Source organism: Nitrosomonas sp. (genome assembly GCA_031316255.1).
Taxonomy (GTDB): domain Bacteria; phylum Pseudomonadota; class Gammaproteobacteria; order Burkholderiales; family Nitrosomonadaceae; genus Nitrosomonas.
Genome location: JALDQW010000001.1, coordinates 2,534,279 through 2,559,150, shown reverse-complemented (window position 1 = coordinate 2,559,150; position 24,872 = coordinate 2,534,279). Strand labels below are relative to the sequence as shown.

Genomic DNA, 24,872 nt, shown 5'->3' with positions numbered 1-24,872 from the left:
TTGATTTTAATTAAGAAATATCGCCCTGTAATATAATAATATTTGTACCGTTTGATTTTTCACTACATGGTAGCTGATTATGAATAATAAAAAACTTTCACCTTCTATTATTGCGCGTGAAACTTTGATCAACTTGGCGTCGAAAAAAATTCCACCCACGCCGGACAACTATCAAAAAATTTATCATCAAATTGCGGGGTTGTCAGATGACCATGTAACCGATGTTCAGGTAAAAATGTTATTGGAATTAGCCAGAGGGATTCCACGTCACTCACAGAATTTGCTTGACGTTGCAAACGGTCTGGAACAGGCTGCAAATGAGAAGAAGTGGGCAAAGTATAAAACGATATTAATCAGATTTTTCGCTAACAATACCTCACATCTCGACAATTCATCAACACCACTCAAACCAGGATCGAGTTCTGATTATTCTCGGAACGTTTCCATGCAGGAGGGAAGTGATAATTCTGCAGCAAAACAAAATTTACATCAGGATTCCAATACTTCATTAATTAACGAAGACTTTGAAGTGGATAGTTATTCCATGCAATTCCTGAAGGTGGTAGTGCAACTTTTAGAACATGTATCTTTTAATTCGATTGAAAAAGAAGCAGTAGCCGAAGATATTAAAAAACTAGCTTTAAAAGCTTGCAAAATAAAGAACAAGCAAGAATTGAAACAATTCATAAATTCTCTTGAGCAACTTAGCGCTACATTAGAACCAGATGGCGAGAATGGCATGCTGTTGCAACAGGGTATCCGCCGGATACTCAATTTAATAATGGATAGTGCCGGACAACTGTTATCTGAGGATCAATGGATTAAAGAGCAGATTTCAAGTGCAAAAGAGACTATATCTGACTCATTAAGCCTTGAGGATATTAATCAAGTAGAGCAGATACTTAAGAAGATTGCACAAAGAAAGCAGGCCATCAAAGACAGGTTAGTTGAGGCCAAGACAGTTATGAAGCAAATGGTCACTTCTCTCATCTCAAATCTAGAGGAGTTATCTACCGAGACAGGTGATTATAGTGCCAAGCTTGAGAATTTTTCCGAGAGAATAGGTCGGAGTGATGACGTTGCAGATATAAGTTTGTTGATTGATGATGTGATACAGGAAACAAAGCAGGTACAGGAAAATTTATCGACGTATAGCGAAGTAATACTGACTTCTCGTGCCGAAGCGAGAGGTGCACTACTTCAAATCAACCAACTGGAAACCAAGCTGCAAGAAATGAGTGAGAAAGCATCTGAAGACCACCTTACCGGAGCACTCAATAGACGCGGATTTGATAATGCCTACCAACGCGAGATTTCGATTGCAGCACGTAACGAAAAACAACTGTGCTTTGCCTTGCTCGATATCGATAATTTTAAGCAGTTAAATGATACATATGGCCACGATGTGGGTGACAAAGTGTTGGTTTATTTAGTCGAGGCCGTAAAGAAGGTTGTCAGGCTGGAGGATATCGTGTCTCGATATGGAGGTGAAGAGTTCGCGATTTTATTACCCAACACGATGATTGAAAGTGCTGTTGAGATTTTAGAGAGAGTTCGTCGCCACATAGTTAAAGAGTTTTTTCTGCACGAAAACAAACGAATATTAGTGACGTTTAGCGCAGGTGTGACGCAATACCAACCAGGAGATTCACAACAAAATCTGTATCAACGCGCTGACAAAGCTTTATATCAGGCAAAAAGAAATGGCAAAAATCAGATTGTTGTAGATGCTGAAGTTACACAATTGATCCATTCATAAACATTCAATGATCCGTAATGGAGTGAAATAAAAAGTTGCTTCTTGAAATTAAGGCAATTATCAAAATCATTTTTTAAGGACGATCATGCTAGATCAACCAAACCTATCCGAATCAAATGAAATTAATATTTTAAAGTATGATTTCAATGACATTAAGCTTAAAATCGGCGATAGATTGCATATCAAACCTTCTGCGATGGCAAAGGCTCAATGCTGTTTAAAAAATGATGATCATTGTTCTGCTATTGTAATAGGTTACGTTCCTGATAAAACGCTGCTTGTCTATTTGCCAAAAGCAGAACCACTAATCGGATATCCTTTAGTCGGTGGCGATCAAATTTTTGTTCGCTTTTTCAACGGACAAAATATTTTTAGTTTTAAAGTTTTTGTTGAGAAAATCATTAATCTTCCCTTTAAATACATTCATTTATCATTCCCCACTCAGATTCATGGACAAGCTATACGGAACTCAGTACGTATTAAGACCAATATAGAAGCAAAAGTAACCGTTAACCATGAAACCTTTCCTGCAACAATCACAAATCTTAGCAGTACGGGTGCTGAAATCCAAATACGCGCTGATTTGGGAGAACCTGGTTCCTCTTTGAATCTATCTTTTGATGTTAGCATCCTTGAAAAAATTACCATCTTTTCTGTGTCTGCCATTATTAAAAGATTTAATGTGAGCAAAAATGAAATTGGTCAATTGATTTATGGCCTTAAATTTATCGACGTGAAGCCTGAGCAAACACAAATTCTATTAAATTATATATATCATGAGCTTATTTTTGGCAATGGCAAGATTATCTGAGAATGCCACATAAAACAAAAAATAGTTAACAGGTTCCTCGAGACATAGTGGCGTAATTATGGCGGATAGAATTGATCATCATCAGAGGCCTAAGGTCGAAGTGGAGGCATACCTAAAATATTTGGTCAGAAGCAGAATTAGAGTCTTGCAAATCGAAGACAATCCGTTTGATACCGAAATACTTTTAGCTTATTTAGATCAGACTTGCTATGCAGGGTCAGATAATGACATTGGCAAGGCAATGGGCATGCAGACGATTGCTAAATTTGTTGAGAATAATCAGATTAAGGCCGCGCTAAAAGAAATTGGCATTAATCGTGCAAGGCTATGGCGTTGGAAAACCAATTCCCCTGATTGAGTTACTTAAAGCGGGCGAACATTAAATATGTTAACCAATCTTGACAAAAGACTTTATCTTAATAAGCCGATTATAAATATTATTATGAATGCGGTTCCCGCCATCGAATTTTTTAAACAATTCGGCATTGCAGCAATCTACTTGATTCTTGGTAGTATCATCCATCTATACTTTACTAGCAATGGTATTGTAAGTGCTATCTGGCCAGGTAGTGGATTTGCGCTAGCGGTTTTACTTATTGGCGGCAAGAAGTATATCTTGGGCATATTGTCCGGTTCATTGCTGCTAAATTCTTTATTTCTTGATTCACCTTGGGCAATAGCTGGTATGACATTGGCTCAAGTCTCAGAAGCATTCTTAGGTGCGTGGTTAATTATTCGTAGCGTAAAAACTGTATTTTCATTGAACACACTATCAAACTACCTGTACTTGTTTGTATCCGGAGGCTGTGTTGCCTGCATTCTGGGTGCATTTATTGGCGTATCAGCGCTACTAAGTGCAGATATGATAGTAACAACCGACTATCTTGACAATATTTTACATTGGTGGATGGGAGATGTGCTTGGTGTTTTATTGGTTACCCCTTTTGTATTAGCTTTGAGAGAGACACTCCACTTTCAAATTAACGCAAAACAACTGTTTGAAGTCATCCTGTTAATAACCTTAACATTTATTGCCGGGCAGGTTATTTTTCTAGATTGGTTCCATGATTATCTCAGTGAAGCTCCAAGGGCTTACGTCATGTTTCTTTTTGTTGCATGGGCATCGATGCGTCTTGGCGCTTATGGTTCTGCATTTGTTTTGCTCATGATTGCAACACAGGCATTATGGGGTGCTAAACAGGAAATTGGCTTTTTTGCTAATGAGATAGCTACTGCGAATCTTAAGAATTACTGGTTCTATATGACTATTCTGTCCACGGTCGGTATCATTCTGGGAATCCATGTCAAGACAATCAACCTGGCGAATGAAACGATTAGGATTGCCAAGAAACGATTTAGTGATTTGGTTAACTCTACTGACGGAATTGTATGGGAAGCAGATGCTGCTACATTTAATTTCACCTATGTCAGTTGCCAAGCCGAACGTTTGCTTGGGTACTCGGTAGACGAATGGTATAAACCTGGATTCTGGGTGGAGCATCTGCATCCTGAAGACAGGGAGTGGGTGCCTAAATTTTGTGCAGCTAGCACAAAACGAATGGAAGCACATGATTTTGAGTATCGGATGATTGCAAAGGATGGCCGCGCAGTTTGGCTACGTGATATTGTTAATGTGGTCGTTGAGAATGGTGTGCCACGATGGCTGCGCGGTATCATGATAGACATCACCAGTCAGAAAAGAGCTGAGAGCGACTTGCGTATCGCTGCAACAGCTTTTGAAGCCAAAGAAGGAATGATGATTACTGATGTAAACAAAGTCATTCTTAGAGTTAATAGTGCATTTACTAAAATAACCGGTTATACAAGTAATGAAGTCTGTGGAAAAACCCCAAAAATACTCAGTTCCGGTCTCCAGGATAAAAACTTCTATAAAACCATGTGGAACAGCATCAATCAAACAGGGAGTTGGAGGGGTGAGGTTAAAAATCGACGCAAGAACGGTGATATCTACCCACAGTATCTTACCATTACTTCTGTGACAGATCAGAGCGGCAAGGTTATCAATTACGTTGCAACGTTAGCTGATATTTCAGAAACAAAAGCGGCAGAAGAAGAAATCAAGTATCTAGCTTTTTATGATCATCTTACCGGGCTTCCTAATAGACGACTCCTGCTTGATCGACTCAGCCATGCACTGGCTTCCAGTACGCGAAGCAAACATGATGGAGCCCTATTGTTCATTGATATGGATAATTTCAAGAACCTCAACGACACGCTCGGTCATGACCTGGGAGATAAATTATTGGTTCAGGTTGCAGAACGACTAAATACTTCTGTACGAGAAGGTGATACTGTATCTCGTTTCGGTGGTGACGAGTTTGTAGTATTGTTAGAAGAATTGAGCAAGGATTCCATGAATGCGGCAAAACAGGCTGAGACTGTAGCTAAAAAAATTCTTGCTTGTCTCAAACAGCCTTACCAACTTGGTGTGAATGAATACCACAGTGGAGCCAGTATAGGAGTTAGTATATTCAATGACAACCGTCAAGGGATTGAAGAACTTTTAAAACAAGCAGATATCGCTATGTATCAGGCCAAAAAATCAGGCCGTAATACGATTAGTTTCTATGACCCGGAAATGCAAAAAGCCATAGTTGATCGTTTATCTCTTGAAGTGGAATTGCGCCGGGCACTTGAGAAGCGACAGTTTCAGTTGTATTACCAAATCCAGGTTGATGATTTAAATCGGCCATTGGGCGCAGAATCACTAATTCGCTGGCAGCATCCCGAGCGTGGCTTGGTGTCTCCCGCACAATTCATTCCTTTGGCAGAGGATACGGGCTTGATAGTACCCATCGGAGAATGGGCTTTAGAAACAGCCTGTATTCAAATCACCGAATGGCAAAAAGATGAACGAACTCGCGACCTTGTTTTATCGGTAAACGTGAGTGCACAGCAATTCAACCAGGCTAATTTCGTGGTTCAATTAGAATCAATGATAAGACGTTATGCCATCAAACCAGGATTGCTAAAATTAGAACTGACCGAAAGCATGTTGGTGGATAATATTGATGAAACCATTTTAACAATGAATAGATTGAAAGAAATTGGCATCACGTTTTCGCTGGATGATTTTGGTACTGGTTATTCTTCCTTAAAATACCTCAAGCAATTGCCACTGGATCAACTAAAGATTGATCAATCCTTTGTGCGTGATATAGTTTTTGATAATAACGACAGAGCAATTGTAAGCACCATTATTGCAATGGCACAAAGTATGAATCTAAAAGTTATTGCTGAAGGAGTAGAAACAAAGGAACAGCAAGAACTGCTCCTGAAAAAAAGTTGTCATGCTTACCAGGGGTACCTGTTTAGCAAGCCGTTACCAATTGAACAGCTTGAAGGATTATTGAGAAAAACATACAGTTGAAGTAATCCTTCTCATTTCAGTCTGACTTTTTATTCGGAAGCACCAATTCGGGCAAATTATTCCCACCGACCCCACCCCATAAGTCCGGCGATCAGTCATCGCGGTAAACCCAAGAAAAGTATGATTCCTCGACCAGAATTCGAACTTTTGGTTTGGCTATGTAGCAATTAATTATTGAATTAGTTGTCCAATGTGTACTTACAAACAGATCACCCGGCAGGCAAATATTGTCCATCGCCCAGTTAATATCGCTGCAGGTCAGCGCGTTATAATCAACATTTATCATATTCAGAATGTTAATGCTTATGACAGTCGACTCAAACAATGGATGAGGAAATTTAATGGCGTAGCAACACGTTATCTTGAGAGCTATCTAGGGTGGCACAGAATGATTGACCGCCTTGGGCAAAGCATTACACCAACTCTTTGTTTCCTCGAGTCTCTTGGAAAAACAAGACAGTTTCAACAATTAATTGTGACATAGCCAAGTAAAACCTGTACACCATACCAAGGAAATCGATTTCGGAAGCAATTTAAATCACACAACTCAATCCATATTTTCATTCATTTCGATCATTATACCGGTGAGAAAAATGACTAAAATGATCGATTCTTAAACACGCATATCCGTTATGTAGCGAATAATTGGCAAATACTAACAGCGTGTTGTTGACACATTTAATGACCAACTAATAAGGCTAACAGCGTGTTGTTGACACATTTAATAACAGCGTGTTATCAGCACATTGAATGACAATTTTAATAAGGCTGTCCCGTGATTAATAAATTCCTGGTTCTCATTTCACTGTTCTCATCTTTCCATGTTTTTGCGGATACCCCTAGCTCGTTCTATAAGGCTAAGAAAATAGCAGTCGAGCTATATGCCGATCACCCGGTTAGTTTTTACTGTGGATGCGATATCGAATGGACTGGCAAGAAAGGGATACCTGATCATGACAGTTGCGGCTACGAAGTACGGAAACAGGAGAAACGCCGCACGTATTGAGTGGGAACATTGAAACGATTCAGGTACAATAGTAAATATATCTGCACTGGAGAGTTCATATGAATAATTTGGTACTTCGCGGCTTTTTCTTGATTGCCATGTTTATGCCATGCGCTATTTCTATAGCCCATGAGCTACCGAAAAATTATTCTCATGTGGTATTGGATTTACCTTTTGATCATATCAGCGAGGAACCCTGGAGCAAGATTATCGATAATCAAGAAGAGTGGGCAGATTTTTATCTGAATCTAATAGAAGAAAATGCACCTGATTCCGTAGCATCTTACATCCTTCCAGAAATCGACTTTGAAACGTTCCGTGTTGTTACTGGTGGCATTGGTGTTAGAACAAGCGGCGGGCATAGCGTTTCCATATCCAAGGTGGTTGAAACGACCGACGCTGTTTACATTGAGGTTCTTGTTATAAAACCAGATGGCAATTGTTTAGTAACAGCGAATATTACATACCCTTCGGCTGCTATTATGATCAGAAAATCGGACAAACCAATTAGTTTTTCATCTACTGAACTTACCCACATCTGTCAATTATAAACATACCATTATTTATTTTCATCCCTCAGAGCAACGGGAGTATGTCAATATTGGAATCGATTGCTTACGACCCATTTCGGACGGTGGGATAGGGAAAGTCCATTTTCAACAGAGATAAAGCCGCCATAAACAGCGTGCGACTTAGTTACATGTCCGGCAACCGTATGGAGTGTATTTAATGTAAACGCCACCCAAAACCCGCAGATATTTGCCGAATATTAAGCCTGTTTGATTTTTCCACTTTTTGAAAAAAAATCACTAAAAAACCAGAACGTCTATTTTTTGTGTTACCGGACAATCATAAACTGCAGCAAGGTATCAGTTTATGAGCTATAACGCAGTGTCGTTGAGAAAAGGTATGACGTCATCACAGATTTGACGGTCGACATTGACGTCATACCCCAAAAAACCGTGCCGATGCACGACCTCGAAAGATACTACATATAGAGGGGATAAATCCAGCCCTCATCGACTTTTTTGTCGATGCAAAGTACTGGTCGTCTTTATTTTTGCCAGCGTTGTCATACACAGGTAATTATCTGTTCTCGCTGTGATCGCGGACAACGATATTGTGACAGTACCTGCGCTAAAAATGCCAGGTCGACATCACTCAAATGTGCTGCTAAAAAATACCAGTCAAGCCGGTCAGGGCGATTCAATAATGCGGCACGCCAGCGGCGTTTTCGGCAGCGCCAAACACAAAAAGTAACGCATCAGGGTTCCCCGTCGTCTGCGCTTCGTGATTTACTCAAAAACAAGCCAAAACGGCCACGGATTGCGCAAAAACTGATGCCTGTCGACAGCTCCCTGATTTGTCATCACTGTGGTAGTGCTTGTCAGTCTTTTTTACGTCAGGATTTTCTACAACGTTACCAACCCAGGCATTCATTCAGGCGACAATCCGTGACTGGTATGGCGAAGAATTAATTCAAAACTCCACAAGGAATGCACATGACTATCACCAAAGAGATTGAAGCCAAAATACTGCGTTATCATTTTGCTGAACAATGGCCGGTCGGCACCATCGCCACGCAACTCGGCATTCATCACTCTGTGGTTGACCGGGTGTTATCACAAGCAGGGTTGCCAAAAGTGGAACGTTCACCACGCGCATCAATCATTAATCCTTATCTGCCATTTATTATTGAAACACTGGAGACATTTCCGACACTGACCGCGGCACGATTATATGACATGGCAAAACAGCGTGGTTATCCTGGTGGCCCCAGCTTGTTTCGTCAGCGGATTAGCCAGCTGCGGCCACGCAAACAACCAGAAGCCTACTTGCGTTTAAAAACCTTACCTGGTGAACAAGCTCAAGTGGACTGGGGTCATTTTGGTCACCTGCAAATTGGCAAAGCCAAACGGCCATTGATGGTCTTTGTCATGGTGCTCAGCTGGTCGCGGCAGATCTTTTTGCGCTTTTATCTCAATGCACAGATGGAAAACTTTTTGCGCGGCCATGTGAGTGCCTTTGAAGCCTGGAACGGAATACCTCAAGTACTGCTTTATGACAATTTAAAATCTGCGGTACTGGAACGTCATGGAGATGCGATTCGTTTCCATCCAACATTATTGGCCTTGTCGGCCCATTACCACTTTGAGCCACGACCAGTTGCGGTGGCGCGGGGTAATGAAAAAGGTCGTGTTGAGCGGGCGATTCGCTATATCCGCGATAACTTTTTTGCCGGTCGTGATTGGCACACACTGGATCAGCTCAATGCCCAGGCGGACGAATGGTGTCAGGGTGTCAGCGCCAACCGGCGCTGCCCAGAAAATCAGGCGCTATCTATCAAAGAAGCCTTCTTGCAGGAGCAACCGCGTTTAATAAGCTTGCCGGATAACCCGTTTGACACCCGTGAAAGAAAAATAGTCCGAGCGCAAAAAACACCCTACATTCGCTTTGACCTCAATGACTACTCGATTCCCCATCAGCAAGTACAAAAAACACTGCATGTCGATGCAGATCTACAGCAGGTACGCATACTGGCCGGTGACGCACTCATCGCTCAGCACCCACGCAGTTTTGCCAAAGGCGAACAAATTGAACAGGAAGAACACATCAATGCTTTATGGCTGGAAAAAACCCACGCTAAATTGCATCGGGGCCAGGATCGGTTAACCCAGGCGTCAGCACATATACCAACCTTTTTACAACAATCAATCGAGCGTGGACATGTGCTAAAAACCACTGTTCGTTTACTCAATGAATACCTGGATTACTATGGCCGCGATGAACTGCATATCGCAGTCGGCGAAGCACTCAAACAGCAATCCCCTTACCCGCAAGCCGTACAGCAAATACTGGCACGCCGGCGCGAAGAAAAAGACCAGCCACCACCACTGGCAGTTGCGGTACCCGACAAGGTCAAACATTACAGCGTTAAACCAGTCAGCCTAACTGTTTATGACAAACTCAACAAAGCGTCACAAGATGATTGATATCGAACAGCTCAAGCAACAGGCGACTGACCTTAAGTTACATGGATTGCTGGCGCATTGGCATGAACTCTCCGAAACCCATTATCCCTGGCTTGAAACCTGGCTAAACTGGGAGCAGACCGAGCGCAAGCAGCGCTCACTGGATCGCCGCCTGACAAGCGCCAAGCTGGGACAGTTCAAATCACTCAATGAATTTGACTGGCAGTGGCCTGACAAAATAGACCAACAGGCAATCCATCGGCTGATGCAGCTGGATTTTTTAACCACCGCCAGTAATGTCATCTTGCTCGGCAGCAATGGTGTGGGTAAATCAACGATTGCACAAAACCTGGCCTATGCCGCCGTCATGCAAGGACATACGGTGCTATTTACCAGTGCCGCCAATATGCTCAATGAGTTGGCAGCGCAAGATGGGGATAATGCACTGCGGCGCCGATTAAAGCATTATGCCAGACCAGCATTTTTACTCATTGATGAAGTGGGCTATCTCTCCTATAGCAACCGCCATGCGGATTTGTTGTTTGAAATCGTCAATCAACGTTATGAGCAGCGCTCAACCCTGGTTACAACCAATCGCCCATTCGGCGAATGGAATGAAGTCTTTCCGAATGCAGCATGTGTGGTATCGCTGATTGATCGGCTGGTGCATCACAGTGAAGTTATCGCCATTGAAGGTAAATCCTACCGCATGAAAGAAGCTCAGGAGCAGGCGGCAAAGCGGCGTACAACGAAAAAGGAAACCAAATGAAAACATTGAAAATCACAACCTATTGGTCGACTGAAGAAGCTGAAGGTATTTATCTGTTACTGGATGAGCTTAAAGAGGCGATTTGGCAAAGTTATGGTGAAGATATTCTGGAAATGCATCAAACAATGCTGCTTGAAAAACAAAACAGTAATGAGCCTGAAGATTTTAATAATGAACCGCCGTTTTAGTTGCTGAACATCATGTGGCAAATATTAAATCAAGTCATTATTTGTATTTTTAGTCTGCGGCAAATAGCGGCGGGTTTGGTGTGGCGCCAACATTTAATGGCCTTATTACGTGATGTACTCACCAAAGTAACACTCAAAGTCGTTTTATTGGGTTGATGGGTTTGTTTAGGAGAACTTGATATAAATTAGCACATCGATATATTCTTGAAATCCCTCTAGGCTCTAACTTATAAGCTAGTTGTCTTAACAAACACTTACTGGCACCAAGTGTACGGTACGTCAAAAGAACCCTTAATACCCCATCTTTCCATTGCTCAGGCTCATCCTTAAAAAATACAAAGGGAGCACAGCTAATTCTTAATGTAAGCGACTCGAGTTTTCGGAGCTTAACAATAAGGCATTTTTCATTATCGCGATTCCACTCCCATACATTTTCAGTACTACCTTGTTCATATTTGATTGTTTGTGGAGCGCTTGCCGCCATTCTGCCGTCTCTGTGAAAAAAGTCTAAATCAATGTTTTCAATAACAACATCCTGAAATGGTGAAAATACTTCCTAATTACCATTCAAGCTAAGCCAACTTTAAGAAGTCTTTCCGGCATGGGTGGGGTTCTTAACGCAACATATGCAAGTCTTGGAATCAAATTGCGCAAATCAAAACGCCGATTGAAACGATATTGAAACTCTGCCAGATAACGTTGCAAATATTTTGGCCGGACAGCATGATAGATACCACGAAATGTACTTTTCAGATTTCCAAGTATGGTGTTCACCCAGAAGAACTTAGGCTCTTCAACTGATGCTCGTCCTCCACCGCAAATGACTCTATCGTGCTGATATCCCTCGTCAGCAAACGCTTTGAAACACAACAAACCATCAGATACGACAGTACTGCCAGCAGTTAAATGACACTTGCTCCAGGCAGCTATCTCCGTTTTGCGAAATCCCTTGACGGATGAAAGCTTTATCCTCAATGGATGGCCTTCATCATTCTTTTCCACTGCGGCAATAAACGGAGATTTATCAGCAGCTCCGCGACCTGGCTTACACCCCGTACGTTCACCTCCCAAATAAGCATCGTCTATCTCTATAAGCCCGGACAATTTATATGTCTGATCTCGCTCCATCATCACCTGCATTAATTTGTGTTTCAATCCCCAGGCTGAATTGTACGAGATGCCTAATTGACGATGTAATTGCATGACAGAAATACTCTTCTTGGCCTGACTTATTAAGTATATGGCCAGAAACCACGTGGTTAGTGGCAATTTGGTTGATTCCAGTATCGTGCCGGCTGTTATTGATGTCTGGTGGTGGCAACGATTACATTGGCGCAATTTGCGGCTGGTTAACTGACAACTTTTATCATGGCCGCAGTTTGGACATTGAAATCCATTTGGCCAGCGCCACTTATATAATGCTTCAAAACACTGATCTTCTGTTCCGTAATGTTGAAGAAATTCGGGAAGACTCATGCCTTTTTGAAATTGTACTTTATTACGAGCCATAAAAATATCACTATTTTTCAATTGATTGAAGTGATATTATAGTCTCCTAAGTTTAGCTTAGCAATCTTGGTAATTAGGAAATACTTTGAGACGAAAAGATAGATTTACCCTACCTCCTTCTTTAAACCTCTGATCTTCAGGAATATATATTTGATTATTAAACCCACTGACAGGCTCCAGCTTTAATGCCGAATAGGGGTGTAACGTAATACGTTTTCTTCCAATAAAAAAGCAAATTGCGGCTAAAATACATAGTGCGATAATAACAACGATAGTTACTAAGTCAATTTTATTCGTGTTAGGCATAGACAGCCCAAGAAATTCAATAACTATGGTTATCGGGTCGAAAAATTGCGAAACACTTATAAATGCTAAAATTCCAGCGACTATATTTTGAGCACAAAATAAGTATGGGTTACCTTTTTTCAAAAGGTGGTCTATCCCTATACGAATCCAATCTTCAAGAATAACTAGAATGTTTATAGTCGCTTTTCCTCTCATGTTCGGAACTCTATGAATATACTCCTAAGTCACACTAGTCACGTAACTAGAATTAGACGTCCGAAATGACGCAATATATTACGTCAAAAATGAAATCCAACACCTCAAGTTGTGTTTTATCTCCATAATTTTCATGACTATATGTCAATTTAGCATTCATTATAACAAAGACAGAATAAATGATTTTTTGAAATGAATTTACAGGCCGGTATTGGCCGATAGCCGTTATTCATTTTCTGGCAAAACATCATAAGGGAAATCTACCCAGGAGAAAAAACAATAGCCAAAGTCAAATTGGATGGATAAACAATCCATTTCATTTGTTACTCATAATTTATGTTCTTATAACAATTGATATGGCTGCATACTGGCTGTACCAGCTTGTTACTTTGATACAATCTGGAAAAAATCAGCTTTCATTTCGATTTGGATTGTTCCTCGTATTTTTCTTCAATCCTTTTAACAATCTCAGCTGGCGACACATTCAGCTTCTGAGCCAGAACAAAAAGGGTCGTCAATGTCGGTTGCCTCAATCCCCTTTCCAGCAAGCTTATAAACGTTCGATCCAGATTGCATTCCAAACCGAGCTGTTCTTGAGACAAACCAGCCCGATTACGTAATTCACGTAACACCTTTCCAAATTGTTGATGCAGCTCTTTCGTTTGCCCGTCCATAGACAAACAGAATGGAATGAACTAGACTGTCAGTCGACGGACTATAGTCCGAGAGTTAATAAAACTCCTTACAATTATGGATGGCTTATGGTTCTTAAATCTTCAGTCGCTACAGTTACACAAAACTGTCCACTTAATATCAGTTTTTCCCGTGAAGCAATAAATTATCTCCTAAGCAGGAACCTGGATTCTACCCGGAAAGCCATTCAGAAGATCAGTAGTCAATTCAGATTAAGCGATTTAAACCAGAATATTGGTCAGAAATTTGAAGACTTATTCGGTCATCTGAATTCGTATCATCCATTCCACCATAAAAGAAGTCTTGGCTTTACCGCGACAGAACAACAAATAACGAAAGGCATTTCATATTTCATTGATCCATCAGTGCAAGGCGAGGTAGGAATGAAACGCCTGATCGCATGGATTCAATCGATTCTGGCGTCACACGTTAATAGCAACCTAATACTGCAAAGCCTGAAGTCGGAGGACATGCGTTCTTTGGAGGTTCACGCCGAATATCCTATGCCTGCACAAAGGCGCGCTGACTTGCTAATAAGATGGTCAAATTCCGGAAACGATTACGCGGTTATCGTGGAAGCAAAGTTTGATCACCACGTCACAACAGGACAATTATCAACTTATCGGGCGCAACTGAAAAAACTGGTTTCCGAGCCGCAAAACGGCGCTCTGGTTTTGTTAACAAAAAGCGGCGATGAAGCACCGTCCGGCAATAAAGATTGGCATCCCAAGGCATGGTTTACCGTCATGTCAAACTGGGAATGCCAATTGAATGACGATAAGGATTTGGGATTTTCACTATTTCGGCAATTTATTTGGAACAAACTGGAGAGTTAATTCATGTCTGAAACCATACAAATCAGTGAAGGGTTGCAATTCTATTTTGATAGTAATCAGAATCAGTGGGCTATCGATGAGATTCTATCCCAAAAGAACATACCCAGTGACTTAGAGTGGGATGAGATTGAACGATTTAACGATGCAAAACTGTCGGCACTTAACGTTCAAGCCGATTATTGGAAATGTTTGCATCACGTTTGGAATACGACATGGGGAACAGCAATTAACTTGTCTCGTTATCAGCCAGTTGCTCCAACATTTTATGCGGGTAGAAAAGGAAACGAAAATTCTGTCGAGTGGGTTTGGGAGAACTATTTCTACAAAGCATTCGAGTTTAAAAGCTATTGGCTCTATACCATTTGCTATGCAGATGCCGAATACGGTATCCAAATTGGTTTCTATGTTGAAGATGAAAACGGCGAACACGAGATTTCTAATCGGTTGGTTCTTTCTGATAACTGGCTGGAAGCCGAAGATGATGAACGATGGTCAAGGAATAAGCAGGTACAGCTTGCCGGACAGTCTGATGTCAATATCGATCAATTGGCTGGTTTAGCAAATGAAGCTGTTTCGGCTTTAGAACAAAAAATCTAATTGAGATGTTATTGGCCCAACCGGGAGAGAGATCAAATTCGTTATCCTGCGCTGTGATCACTGATTCTTAACCGCCATAGCTATAGCCTTTGGTTGCGCAATCTTGAATCAAGATTCACGCCGACCACGCTGTATAGGTCAAGCTTCTGTGAGTCCCCCGGCAAAACTGGGGGCTTACTCTATCGAGTTAAATTGACAGCCCCTTCTAATTTTATTGAATGCAGCCTGGTCAATTGTGTTTTTTTACATAGCCTTAGTATTGTACAGTATAATCCAGAAAAAATCGGATTGTCATAAATAACGGCTAAGAAGAAGGTATGATGAATTCACCGGACGCTAAGATAGACCCTCTCAAGAAACTACAATACTGCACGACACTGCCAACACTACCGGCAGTCGCTCTTAAAATTATCGAACTAGCCAATGACCCGGATGCAGATATTGTTTCTGCATGCAAATATATTTCCATGGATCCGGCGCTTTCAGCGAAATTACTCAAAACAGCAAATTCGCCACTGTATAAAACAAGAAGAATATCTACCAATATACGTCAAGCAGTCAGTATACTCGGCACACATACCGTGATTGTCATTGCACTTTCTTTCTCCCTGGCCAATTCTTTCATCAAAAACCCTGGACAATACTCAGCTGCATTTGACAATAATCTGTTCTGGCGTCGATCTCTAACATCAGCACTGGCTAGCCGCATACTGGGTGAAAAGCTGGGTCTAACGGCTTTAGATGATCTCTTTTTGGCAGCATTGCTGCAAGAAATCGGCATTCTCGCTTTCAGTGCCATAATGCCCGATGAGTATGGGGAAATTTTTTCATCAACGACCGACCATGATGTACTTTTGCAAACCGAACAAGAACAACTGGGGATTGGGCATGATGAACTGGGATATGCGCTGCTAAAGCAATGGCATATCCCCGATCATATTTCACTTGCCTGTATTGCCAGTCATAACAAGCCAGAATCCAATAAATCAGAACCAACACTGCACGCTTGTGTGGCTGTATCAAGATATTTAGCCGACTTCTTCCTTTATCCTCTGTCACCTGATAATAAAACTGCATTGGTAAATGCAGCCGATTCCTGGCTCAATCTTGACAATGCCCCGGTAGTTGAAATCATCAACAGCATGGAGGAGCAACTTGCTACCGTCGAAGAATTATTCGATATCAACATTCAGCATTCTTTAGAGATAAGTGGGATAATGACGCAAGCCAAAGAACTTCTGATGATACACAGTTTATCAAAAGTCAAAGAACTGGAAGAAAAATCACAACGGGACGGATTAACAGGCGCGCATAACAGGTGTTATTTTGATGTCACTTTACAGCGCGAGTTTGAACTCTCGCAGAAACATGACTTGCCCTTGACTATCGCCATGATTGACCTGGATCATTTCAAACGTGTAAACGATACTTATGGTCATGTTACAGGAGATTCCGTACTGGTTGCTGCTGTTCAAGCAATTTATGGACAGATTCGTCATGACGATAGTCTTTGCCGCTATGGCGGTGAGGAATTTGCATTAATTCTGCCAAGCACGACAATTGAGAATTCAAGAAATCTTATTGCTCGTCTTAAAGATAACATTACAAAAATCGCATATCCCATTGAAGACGGTTCCACAATCAATGTGACTGTTTCAATTGGTGTCGCGTCAACTCAAGGCGGTTCGGCAACTTTCAGGCAACCTGATGATCTGATAAAAGCAGCAGACAAAGCGTTGTATGCTGCCAAGCATAACGGCCGCAACCGCATTGTTGAGTGGCATGATATTGATAGCAGTTGATGGGATTGACTCAACACAATACACTAAGCAATAGCACATGCCGCCGAGAAGGCAGCTCACAGCTCACAGCTCACAGCCATACAGCCAAAGAATTAACTGAAATTATTCATAAGCGGCATCAGAGGAGATTCAGTGTTCAACAGTTTTATGTCAGACGAAAAATGGCTTTGGTGTAATCAGAGACAGGCTATATGGGTGACAAAGTAGAATTAGCAACAAATATAGAAGTACCCAGTCTTATAGCAAGTACTTTAATCAATAGACTTGGTTTCATCCAGCATCATTTCAATCGCAACAATTTCCGCCAAATTACCGTCGATAGCAGTCGGCCTGTTGTCGTGACATAGCGCTACAAATGAATCGACGAGATCACCCAGATCAATTCCAAGCCGTAGTCCCTGCGCTGCAAACTCACAGATGCCTTGCTGGTTAGCCAGATAATCCTGACGCATGGCAATACCGGCATCGTCTGTCATGATATTTCTTTGCCGCGCCATATCTAATGCCAGTTCAGCACAGATACCCGATCGGTTGTAACCAGTGGCTTTTAAATAAGCTGATCCATAGTCAGTGATCAGCTGCGCACCTAAGGGGCAGAAGTATTCCGGTGTGTGTTTCGCAAGCAGTTTGACATTTCTCGGCATCTGATCTTGGGCAACTACTTGGTAGTTCAGGATAATCAGTATAGTGAATGTGATTAATTTCATGACGCCTCCGTTATTTCATTCATCTGCTTCACGGTGTTCAATCGACAGCAAATACGTCAATGAGGGCCACAAGGTGTACGTGTTCTTTTCTTCAGGGCCGATGGTGCATTGATTCCGGTAAAGACGCTTCATACGTGCCGAGTCAACCAGTATTAATTCCTTCGGCGTAATCGCTTTGACACATGTCCAATGGCCAAAGTAGCGGCAACTGAAACAAATGATCACGGTCGAGCCATCATGACGCAGATGCTCAGCAAGTGTTGTCCAATACTCTGCTAATGTTTTGGGTGACTTGGTAAAGGCCCGTTGTTTCTTCATCTTGAGTCCCTGATATTGCTTGACCGATTTAATAGCGATATCGATCAGGCCGCCCCGGTTGTAGAGGTCTTCTATACCTACGGTTAGCGCTTCTTCCAGTAAATCGTTACGCGCCAAGTAAGCCACCAGTTCACCGAACAACGCTTTCTTTTGACTGGAAACACGTAACCGCCGATCATAGGGCGCATACTTTCCGATCAATAGCTCGGTTGCGTTCAATACCGAATAAAGTCCGCAAAGCTGATCGATGCTGCCTTGTTTAATGGTCATCGTCACGCTCTCCGATCACCAGATTTTCTTCACCGTATGATCAGTAAATAACCGACTATCACGAATATACCGTTGCAACATCTGATCTGATTTGTGATCGGTCTGCTGTCGTATCTTCCAGGATTGAATGCCTTTTTGCGCCGCACTGGTAACAAAGCCTGCGCGTAAACTGTGGCCTGAATATATGGCGGCATCGAAGCCCGCAGCGGTTACGCGTTGCTTGATGATCAGCGAGACCGATTGCGCACTCAATCCCTGATCCATGATCTGCTGATAACGGTTAATGCGTCTAAACAATGCACCTGACTGAATACCGGACTTTCTCAGCCATGTTTTGAGTGCCCGTACTGGACAGTGCTTGGCCCTCACATACGGAATGGCGATCTTGCGGCCTTGTCCGTTCTGATCAGTCTTGCTGCGTCGCAAATGAATGATGATGCCCTCGCGCACAAAGCACACATCTTCGATCCGAAGTGCAACCAATTCCGAACGACGAAACGCTCCGGCAAAGCCGATCAACAACAGAGCTTTGTCACGCATGCCTTTGAGGCCGGTTAATCGCTGCACCACTTTAGCAATATCTTGTTTAACCAATGGCGCTGCCTGCCGTTGTGCACTGCCATTGGTACGTCGGATGCCGCGTAGCGTTGCCACTACTAATGCGGATTTTGTCGGTGAATCATAACCCCGTACTGCATGAGCCCAGCCGATGGCGACGACACGTCGATTCAGTGTGGCGACGGACAATGTTTGTGCGTGTTCGGCCAGATACGATGCGACACATGCCGGTGTTGCCGGAATCTTGCCCCCGTTGTCAAGAAAGTGTGCGATATCCTTTTGGTAAGCCTTCTGTGTATTTTTGGCATGTGTGGCCGCGAGATACTGTTTAACTTTCCTGTGTGCCACAGTATTAGTTAATGATCGAACAGCTTGCGACTTGGGTGGCCGTTGTCCATGATCTGGCGGTATTATTTCTATGTTCTTCATTAGCGTGCCCTCTATACGATCTTCACATAGCGCATACAAGTAACGAGCAGGTGGTTGTAGTCGCCTGCTGTGGCTTCACGCATAAATTCATCGGCCAATTCCGGATGGTTGCTGCTGAGTATGCAGCTACGGACGTATCCGATGATTGCAAACGCATTGCCGTCTTTCCCGATGATACGCACCTCGGCATCAGTCAGTGGTTTTTGGTAGGGTGGTAAATTGTTCATGGTTATCCTTCAAGTTATTCCATTAGTTCAATAAGTTAACTAACGATAATGAAGCGTTATCGCTAGTTGACGAAAATTTAATAAAAAGCCCGCCAGGACATGGCCCCGGCAGGCGAATGGTTGGGTGTTTTCATTTATTTGCTCCCATAAACACCCGAACAGAGCTTATTATTATGGGCCCACACGTTATGCTAATAATCTTCAGGCAATAGCAATGTGGTAGCACTGCGATCTGCTTCGGTGATGATCCAGATGTTTTGATCTTCCGAGAGTGGATAACTCGACAAGATGCGAAAGCCTTGCTCAACAGATCGATCGTTTTCTTCCGCGTCACTCGGCGGCACATTGCCCCAGTCACCATGCTGATGACGGCGAATGAGATCCACGCTATTCACTGCTGCACGATCCAGCGCATCAAGTGCGTTGGGCGTCGCTACAACTTTGCCAAGTGGAAACAAGGGCGGCGAATTCCCCTTGCCCGTTCTAACTGCTTTGTTCATATGTACTCCTTTCAATAGACGTGCAGAACCGCAGGCGCAATACATGCGTCTGTTCTGGCTGCTACGTTTCAATGGGATTAATTCGGGATTGGTTGATACGACTGACCGATTGTAGTGATCAATCGATATTGCGAGAAACTGCCTGTTGCATCGTGATACTTGCCAGCCAAATATTAGTGATTATTCAGAACAGTATCATCGCAATATACAGCTATTTTAAACGACTGTTTTGTTGGAATAAAATGTGAGCCAGTTTTTGATAAACTTCTTATGAGATATTTCTTGAGGTGTGGGTTTGATGAGGAAATCTGTGACGGCGGACTATTTGTCGGAGTCTTTTACTCTAAAGATTCCTAGTCGAGGTACTATACTTTTTTCGGTCTTGCTGCTGATGCCACTGATCGTCCAATGGTACCAGTACCACCTACCAACCCTTGCAGCCTAATACCTCGCCGGTGGAACAATCTGATGTGAAAAATGATAGGATGCATTTCAAACATATGCAATGTCAGCGAGTTGATAGTCTTCTCTCTCCTTTACTTACAAGTAAAGGAGAGAGAAGACAATTATTTCGAACAATCGCATTTGATGCTTCGGTAAGTGATTCGACCAGAAGAAATAATCTAATGGTTTCCCTTGGCCAAGAATAATAGTATTACTCATATGAATCACGTGATAGTTTAGTTAAACTGCCTTGCTTCTCTAATAAAAATTGAAGGAGCAACTCATATGAAATCTTTTGTAATTTTATCAGCCTGTACGCTTGCAGTAATTTTTGGTCTGGGTGTTGTCGCATCTGCAGTGACCCCTCCTGCAATCGAACAACCTAAGGTGCAGAATAAAATCTGAATTAGGCACCATTGACTATCAAAGCAATTGGCCATAGGCAAGTGCATCGTGAAACAAACGCTGGTTATCTAGTTGAAGTTACGCTTTGCACTCTCTGGTAAATAATTACATCTGCAATTTAAGTTTTATTTCAAATTTCGTCGCGTGGCGAGCGCGAGTAGTGAGGGTCGGGACTAGACTTATAGTCTATTGTTTGTTCCCCCCCCTATCCCACTGGACTGACCTGGTCAAGTAAAATCGGACACTTCAGTTAAGCAATTTTCACCATTTTTGCTGTTTCTGCTTCGCTTCGTATTGATTAGGACTTATGTAATCCAAACTTGTGAGTAAGTACAGCATTTTTCATAGCCGTCCGAGCATTAGTTCTTCAAAATTTTAATGTGCATCTGTTGATTGCCATGTTCTAATGGTTTTACTTAGATAAAATTAATAGTAACCCCAATAGGCACGATTCACTGAATTGTTTAGACTTGTTTCCATGATGAATTAGCTTAATAAAGGAGTATCTATCATGAAAACAGGAACAGCTCAGACTCTTACAATTATTTCTTTAGTTGCTTCTCTTTTACTTGCTTTACCTGCCACCACTTTCGCTGGAGATCAGGACACTGCCTTTAACACGCAAAGCAATGCCAATCACTCCGCATTAGCGCAGTATTACAAAGAACAGGCAGATGAATATAAAGCCAAGATAGAAGAAGAAATTGAAGCAATTAAGAATAAACCAAGCACCGCTTCCTTTGGTAGAAATGCAAAAACGTTCAAGCAGCATGTGGATTTCAAGCTTCGCCAGTTTGAAGCAGGTGTAGAAGAGAATTTAAACAAGGCCGCTTATCATGAAAAAATGGCAGCTGAACAATCATTTCATCCAGCATCTGTACCGTCTGGCAAAACTAAAAGTTAAACTGCAATACTGAGAGTAAACAAACGCAAATCCTATACATCACACCTTACGATGAAACCCACTTCGGTGGGTTTTTTATTACCTTCATAAACCAGCTTCATTCTATTGTTTTACAGATTTATTTTGTCCACCATGTGTGACTGCAACCAGGCAGATTTCAATAGATATCATGTAAATTAAATTGATCATGCTAATAATGGTTTGCCTTAGAGAAAAACAATAGTTTCCCCAATATTTTTATCGGATTGGCTGACATAAGATACGTACTGGTCCTTTTGCTAGGAGTAATCTGTTATGAAAAAAGAAATTTTATTCACCGTTTCATCTTCTTTGGTTTTTTTGATCTCATATTTATTGATGAATTCGATTGTCTTTGCTCACAATAATGAACATGGACTCAGTCATGATTTATTAGCTCATCGATATGCAAATTTAGCCAAAGTAATGGAAAATAAAATACACGAAGAATTAGCGATATTAAAAGTTCTAAACAATAAACCGCATTTCAGTTTCTTTGAAAATAATGGAAGAAACATCAAAAATTATGTGTCCAGTAAAATCGAACGTTGCGAAAAAGCGGCTATAGAATATTCAGATAAAGCTGCTTATCATCATGCATTAGCAATTGAACAAAAAATATCTGAATCAGTTGTAAATAAACATCAAATTACAAATTAATCATCGACATACAAGCAAAAAAGTTTTTCAGCCAGATTCAATCAAGTCAATCTGGCTGGAATCCCTAATAATTCGCACCTTTAATTTTCCCAGTCATTTCGTTTTTCTATAATTTTCTAAAAGGAATTATCACTAAAAGTTATAGACTAGCAGAGACGGACTGTTATTCTAAATAATTGTTAAAATTAAGATGTCAAAAGGTATTGAAATTTTGCCAATCTTTGCACAAAACAGGCGATTAATTCTTTCAATAAGTAATTCCAAGTAATCGTTCTAAAATACTTTCATGAAATCACCTACTTGTCGATTACTGGGAAAAACTCAATGCCGATTAACAACCTCATGACCCAGCGTGCAAAAACGTGGTAATTTTCACAGAATAAAAAGGGATTGTCAGGTTTGCGTCTAGAAATTTGCTGGAGTGACATGTATTACGCGAGGATCATCGGAAAATTCGAGCAGTATGCGCTGTACCCGATCCTGCCATGCCTTAGCAAATGCAACCTGTTGGGAAGTGTCTGCACAATCCTGTAGAATGGCCATCAAACGTTCTCCTTGAGCAGGATCAGCTGGAATTAAAGAAACATTGAGTGTCACAGCCACGCTTACATCATTGTCTAAGCGCTTAAAGATGATTGCTTCGCCTTCACGATGATCCGCAAAACTAAGTAACCCCTTATGTTTGAAGTGTCCACGGATTCCTTGAAAACCATTATCAGACGCAGCACCAGTGAGTAATGTCAATACTTGGGCCATGACACCTGTTACACCGTCATCTTCCGGCGCAGGCATATGCACGGCAATGTTGCCGCGTTCAGCAGGTTGATCCGGATAAAGCGCTCTTAGTGCTGCACGCCCGACCAAAAAAGCGCCAGCGACGGTAGGGCAAGAATGCCCGGCCAGACGCACAGCATCCACATATTGATATTCGAGTATACCCTCGTGGCTAGCTCCCAACATTGCAGCAAATGGATCATAGGTACGAACGGTAGGAGCTTGTTGATAAAAATCAGGAAAATTCACGGCTATAACCCCTTTGTATTAAATTGGACTGAATGTGCTCACAGATGCAATGCCATAATACGCGGCACTGAATAAACAGCACGCACCTTTAATAACATATATGAGTAATTATAAGATCGTCAAATCGATGTGGACATGCAACAGATTAAATGCCGCCCTAGAAGCGTCCTGACATCGTTGGCATGAAAGCCCGGACTAATGCAACAAACGCGCAGGCTTGAATGAGACAATTCGACCTTTTTCCTTAGCCAATTCCAAACTGTTTTACTCCAATCTCATTAAACCTCACCAGTTATTGAAGAAAAAACACTACGGACATTAAACTGCCGACAAGTACGATAAAGCTGCGCATAATTTCTTGAGATACACGGTATGCCAATGCTGCGCCAAAGTAGCCACCAGCAACTGCCGAAATACTCATCAGCACAAGATAACTCCATGCAATTGTACCTCCAATGGCGTAAACAGCAACCGCAACCATGGTCAGTAATGCTGAGATAACGTTTTTTATACCATTCATGCTGTGTAAGCTGGTTTGACCCATTAAACATAGCGTTGCTAGCAATATTATTCCTAGCCCACCATTGAAATAACCGCCGTATATACAGACAGCAAGCAAGACCAGACAAGTGGTTACGACTTGCTTTCTGGAAAAATTGAGTTCACACCTTGTTTTTTTTAGAACTGTGTTTTTTCTTCGTAAAAACCAAGGCCCAATCACAAATGCGACCGTAGCGAACAAAATCAACCAAGGAATTAGCATTGAAAACAATTGCTCATTTGTTATTAATAGGATCGTAGCACCCACTACACCACCAAACATTGCTATCCATGTTATGGATATAATATTTAAGCCAGCTGGATAATCAATATCATGCCTGAATCGCCAGGCGCTTGCTATATAGCCAGGAAGAAGCGCCGCAGTGCCTGTAGTATTGGCTGAAACGGGAGAAACACCTATAAAAATCAATGCTGGCAATGTAATAAAACTCCCCCCGCCTGCGACTGCGTTTAGCATTCCACCGAAAAATCCGGCTAGACTAACTACGATCCATTCCATCTCTATGAAACTCCTGCAAGTAGAGGTTATGCGTAGGTATTACTGGAATTTTGTAAATAATTATATTGCTCTCTTTTTCCAAAGGTATAGTGAGATACCGACTTAACCTGTTCGTCCTATATCTTTTCCATTCGAATGACATTTGGAATGCGTCAAATTTAACAAACCAACAAACTCAGACACATCCAAGTCATTTCCATTTATAACGTGACAACACTTTGCTGCCACGTGTCGAATCAGCTCTGAATGCAACAATCGCCAGATTCTCGATTGCAAACTTGGTGTAACAATCCACCATATTCCTGGACTTACAGCCGCCCTGGTCTTTGAGTTAATCACAGCTCACGCCAGCCTGCTGACGCCATGAAGCCCAAGTATGCCGAAAATCATGAAATTGCGGCAACGCAACTTTCAATATGAATGTTTTAAAAAGAATTGTCTATTTTAGGAAAGCACTGAAAAAACCACTTTTATCATTTCGATGACAGATATAAATTATTGATAATAAATACAAT

The 24,872-nt window shown here is 41.8% G+C and carries 24 protein-coding genes and 2 pseudogenes; 16 read left to right on the top strand and 10 right to left on the bottom strand.

All coding sequences use genetic code 11. From position 1 onward, the window contains the following. The first annotated feature begins 79 nt into the window (after positions 1 to 79). The 11 genes and pseudogenes from MRK00_11345 to MRK00_11295 all read left to right on the top strand — a co-directional run bounded on the left by MRK00_11345 (position 80) and on the right by MRK00_11295 (position 10,896). On the top strand, positions 80 to 1,759 hold the full coding sequence (locus MRK00_11345; GenBank protein ID MDR4517965.1) for a diguanylate cyclase: 1,680 nt from the start codon (positions 80 to 82) through the stop codon (positions 1,757 to 1,759). 85 nt (positions 1,760 to 1,844) lie between these two features. Next, the gene (locus tag MRK00_11340; GenBank protein ID MDR4517964.1) at positions 1,845 to 2,570 is read left to right on the top strand and encodes a flagellar brake protein; all 726 of its coding nucleotides are present in this window, start codon (positions 1,845 to 1,847) and stop codon (positions 2,568 to 2,570) included. A 58-nt stretch (positions 2,571 to 2,628) separates the two neighbouring features. Continuing rightward, complete coding sequence (locus MRK00_11335; protein MDR4517963.1) at positions 2,629 to 2,928, top strand: hypothetical protein; 300 nt, start codon at positions 2,629 to 2,631, stop codon at positions 2,926 to 2,928. Positions 2,929 to 2,955: 27 nt separating this feature from the next. Next, complete coding sequence (locus MRK00_11330; protein MDR4517962.1) at positions 2,956 to 5,961, top strand: EAL domain-containing protein; 3,006 nt, start codon at positions 2,956 to 2,958, stop codon at positions 5,959 to 5,961. 232 nt (positions 5,962 to 6,193) lie between these two features. Next, positions 6,194 to 6,445: pseudogene (locus MRK00_11325) on the top strand (IS1595 family transposase). 294 nt (positions 6,446 to 6,739) lie between these two features. Continuing rightward, positions 6,740 to 6,977 (top strand): annotated as a pseudogene (locus tag MRK00_11320) (deoxyribonuclease I). A 49-nt stretch (positions 6,978 to 7,026) separates the two neighbouring features. Next, on the top strand, positions 7,027 to 7,518 hold the full coding sequence (locus MRK00_11315; GenBank protein MDR4517961.1) for a protease complex subunit PrcB family protein: 492 nt from the start codon (positions 7,027 to 7,029) through the stop codon (positions 7,516 to 7,518). A 483-nt stretch (positions 7,519 to 8,001) separates the two neighbouring features. Then, positions 8,002 to 8,445 carry a hypothetical protein gene (locus MRK00_11310; GenBank protein ID MDR4517960.1) on the top strand — a complete coding sequence of 148 codons (444 nt, stop codon included), beginning with the start codon at positions 8,002 to 8,004 and terminating at the stop codon, positions 8,443 to 8,445. Positions 8,446 to 8,469: 24 nt separating this feature from the next. Next, a complete protein-coding gene (istA, locus tag MRK00_11305) occupies positions 8,470 to 9,960 on the top strand; it encodes an IS21 family transposase (protein MDR4517959.1) in 1,491 nt (496 codons plus the stop codon). Next, positions 9,926 to 10,708 carry an IS21-like element helper ATPase IstB gene (gene istB / locus MRK00_11300; protein MDR4517958.1) on the top strand — a complete coding sequence of 261 codons (783 nt, stop codon included), beginning with the start codon at positions 9,926 to 9,928 and terminating at the stop codon, positions 10,706 to 10,708. Before istA ends, istB begins: the two co-directional genes overlap by 35 nt. Continuing rightward, positions 10,705 to 10,896, top strand: coding sequence for a hypothetical protein (locus MRK00_11295; protein ID MDR4517957.1), 192 nt, complete (start codon positions 10,705 to 10,707; stop codon positions 10,894 to 10,896). The genes istB and MRK00_11295 overlap by 4 nt, the downstream gene beginning before the upstream one ends. Positions 10,897 to 11,463: 567 nt before the next feature. Here MRK00_11295 and MRK00_11290 read toward each other — a convergent pair. The 3 genes from MRK00_11290 to MRK00_11280 all read right to left on the bottom strand — a co-directional run bounded on the left by MRK00_11290 (position 11,464) and on the right by MRK00_11280 (position 13,580). Then, positions 11,464 to 12,405 (bottom strand): IS1595 family transposase, encoded by a 942-nt coding sequence (locus MRK00_11290; protein ID MDR4517956.1) that lies wholly within the window; start codon positions 12,403 to 12,405, stop codon positions 11,464 to 11,466. Between the two features lie 57 nt (positions 12,406 to 12,462). After that, positions 12,463 to 12,906: a hypothetical protein gene (locus MRK00_11285; GenBank protein MDR4517955.1), complete on the bottom strand. Its 444-nt coding sequence runs from the start codon at positions 12,904 to 12,906 to the stop codon at positions 12,463 to 12,465. Between the two features lie 416 nt (positions 12,907 to 13,322). Further along, a complete protein-coding gene (locus MRK00_11280; GenBank protein MDR4517954.1) occupies positions 13,323 to 13,580 on the bottom strand; it encodes a helix-turn-helix domain-containing protein in 258 nt (85 codons plus the stop codon). An 87-nt stretch (positions 13,581 to 13,667) separates the two neighbouring features. Here MRK00_11280 and MRK00_11275 point away from each other — a divergent pair, with 87 nt between their 5' ends. The 3 genes from MRK00_11275 (at position 13,668) to MRK00_11265 (ending at position 16,834) form a co-directional block, all read left to right on the top strand. After that, entirely contained in the window at positions 13,668 to 14,435 is a 768-nt protein-coding gene (locus MRK00_11275; protein MDR4517953.1) for a PD-(D/E)XK nuclease family protein, read from the top strand. 3 nt (positions 14,436 to 14,438) lie between these two features. Continuing rightward, on the top strand, positions 14,439 to 15,032 hold the full coding sequence (locus MRK00_11270) for a hypothetical protein (GenBank protein ID MDR4517952.1): 594 nt from the start codon (positions 14,439 to 14,441) through the stop codon (positions 15,030 to 15,032). A 317-nt stretch (positions 15,033 to 15,349) separates the two neighbouring features. Further along, complete coding sequence (locus tag MRK00_11265) at positions 15,350 to 16,834, top strand: GGDEF domain-containing protein (GenBank protein ID MDR4517951.1); 1,485 nt, start codon at positions 15,350 to 15,352, stop codon at positions 16,832 to 16,834. A gap of 251 nt (positions 16,835 to 17,085) precedes the next feature. Here MRK00_11265 and MRK00_11260 read toward each other — a convergent pair whose 3' ends face one another. The 5 genes from MRK00_11260 to MRK00_11240 all read right to left on the bottom strand — a co-directional run bounded on the left by MRK00_11260 (position 17,086) and on the right by MRK00_11240 (position 19,843). Continuing rightward, complete coding sequence (locus MRK00_11260) at positions 17,086 to 17,541, bottom strand: hypothetical protein (protein MDR4517950.1); 456 nt, start codon at positions 17,539 to 17,541, stop codon at positions 17,086 to 17,088. A 15-nt stretch (positions 17,542 to 17,556) separates the two neighbouring features. Next, a complete protein-coding gene (locus tag MRK00_11255; protein ID MDR4517949.1) occupies positions 17,557 to 18,129 on the bottom strand; it encodes a hypothetical protein in 573 nt (190 codons plus the stop codon). A 15-nt stretch (positions 18,130 to 18,144) separates the two neighbouring features. Further along, the gene (locus MRK00_11250) at positions 18,145 to 19,116 is read right to left on the bottom strand and encodes a site-specific integrase (protein ID MDR4517948.1); all 972 of its coding nucleotides are present in this window, start codon (positions 19,114 to 19,116) and stop codon (positions 18,145 to 18,147) included. Between the two features lie 11 nt (positions 19,117 to 19,127). After that, positions 19,128 to 19,343 carry a hypothetical protein gene (locus MRK00_11245; GenBank protein MDR4517947.1) on the bottom strand — a complete coding sequence of 72 codons (216 nt, stop codon included), beginning with the start codon at positions 19,341 to 19,343 and terminating at the stop codon, positions 19,128 to 19,130. Between the two features lie 191 nt (positions 19,344 to 19,534). Further along, complete coding sequence (locus MRK00_11240; protein MDR4517946.1) at positions 19,535 to 19,843, bottom strand: type I restriction endonuclease subunit M; 309 nt, start codon at positions 19,841 to 19,843, stop codon at positions 19,535 to 19,537. Positions 19,844 to 21,203: 1,360 nt separating this feature from the next. Between MRK00_11240 and MRK00_11235 the strand changes: the two genes are divergently transcribed. Further along, positions 21,204 to 21,596 (top strand): hypothetical protein, encoded by a 393-nt coding sequence (locus MRK00_11235; GenBank protein MDR4517945.1) that lies wholly within the window; start codon positions 21,204 to 21,206, stop codon positions 21,594 to 21,596. Between the two features lie 294 nt (positions 21,597 to 21,890). Beyond that, the gene (locus tag MRK00_11230; GenBank protein MDR4517944.1) at positions 21,891 to 22,274 is read left to right on the top strand and encodes a hypothetical protein; all 384 of its coding nucleotides are present in this window, start codon (positions 21,891 to 21,893) and stop codon (positions 22,272 to 22,274) included. Between the two features lie 405 nt (positions 22,275 to 22,679). Here the strand turns inward: MRK00_11230 and MRK00_11225 are convergent, their stop codons facing one another. Continuing rightward, the gene (locus MRK00_11225) at positions 22,680 to 23,297 is read right to left on the bottom strand and encodes a hypothetical protein (GenBank protein MDR4517943.1); all 618 of its coding nucleotides are present in this window, start codon (positions 23,295 to 23,297) and stop codon (positions 22,680 to 22,682) included. Positions 23,298 to 23,589: 292 nt separating this feature from the next. Continuing rightward, complete coding sequence (locus tag MRK00_11220; protein ID MDR4517942.1) at positions 23,590 to 24,357, bottom strand: sulfite exporter TauE/SafE family protein; 768 nt, start codon at positions 24,355 to 24,357, stop codon at positions 23,590 to 23,592. Positions 24,358 to 24,872: the final 515 nt, after the last annotated feature.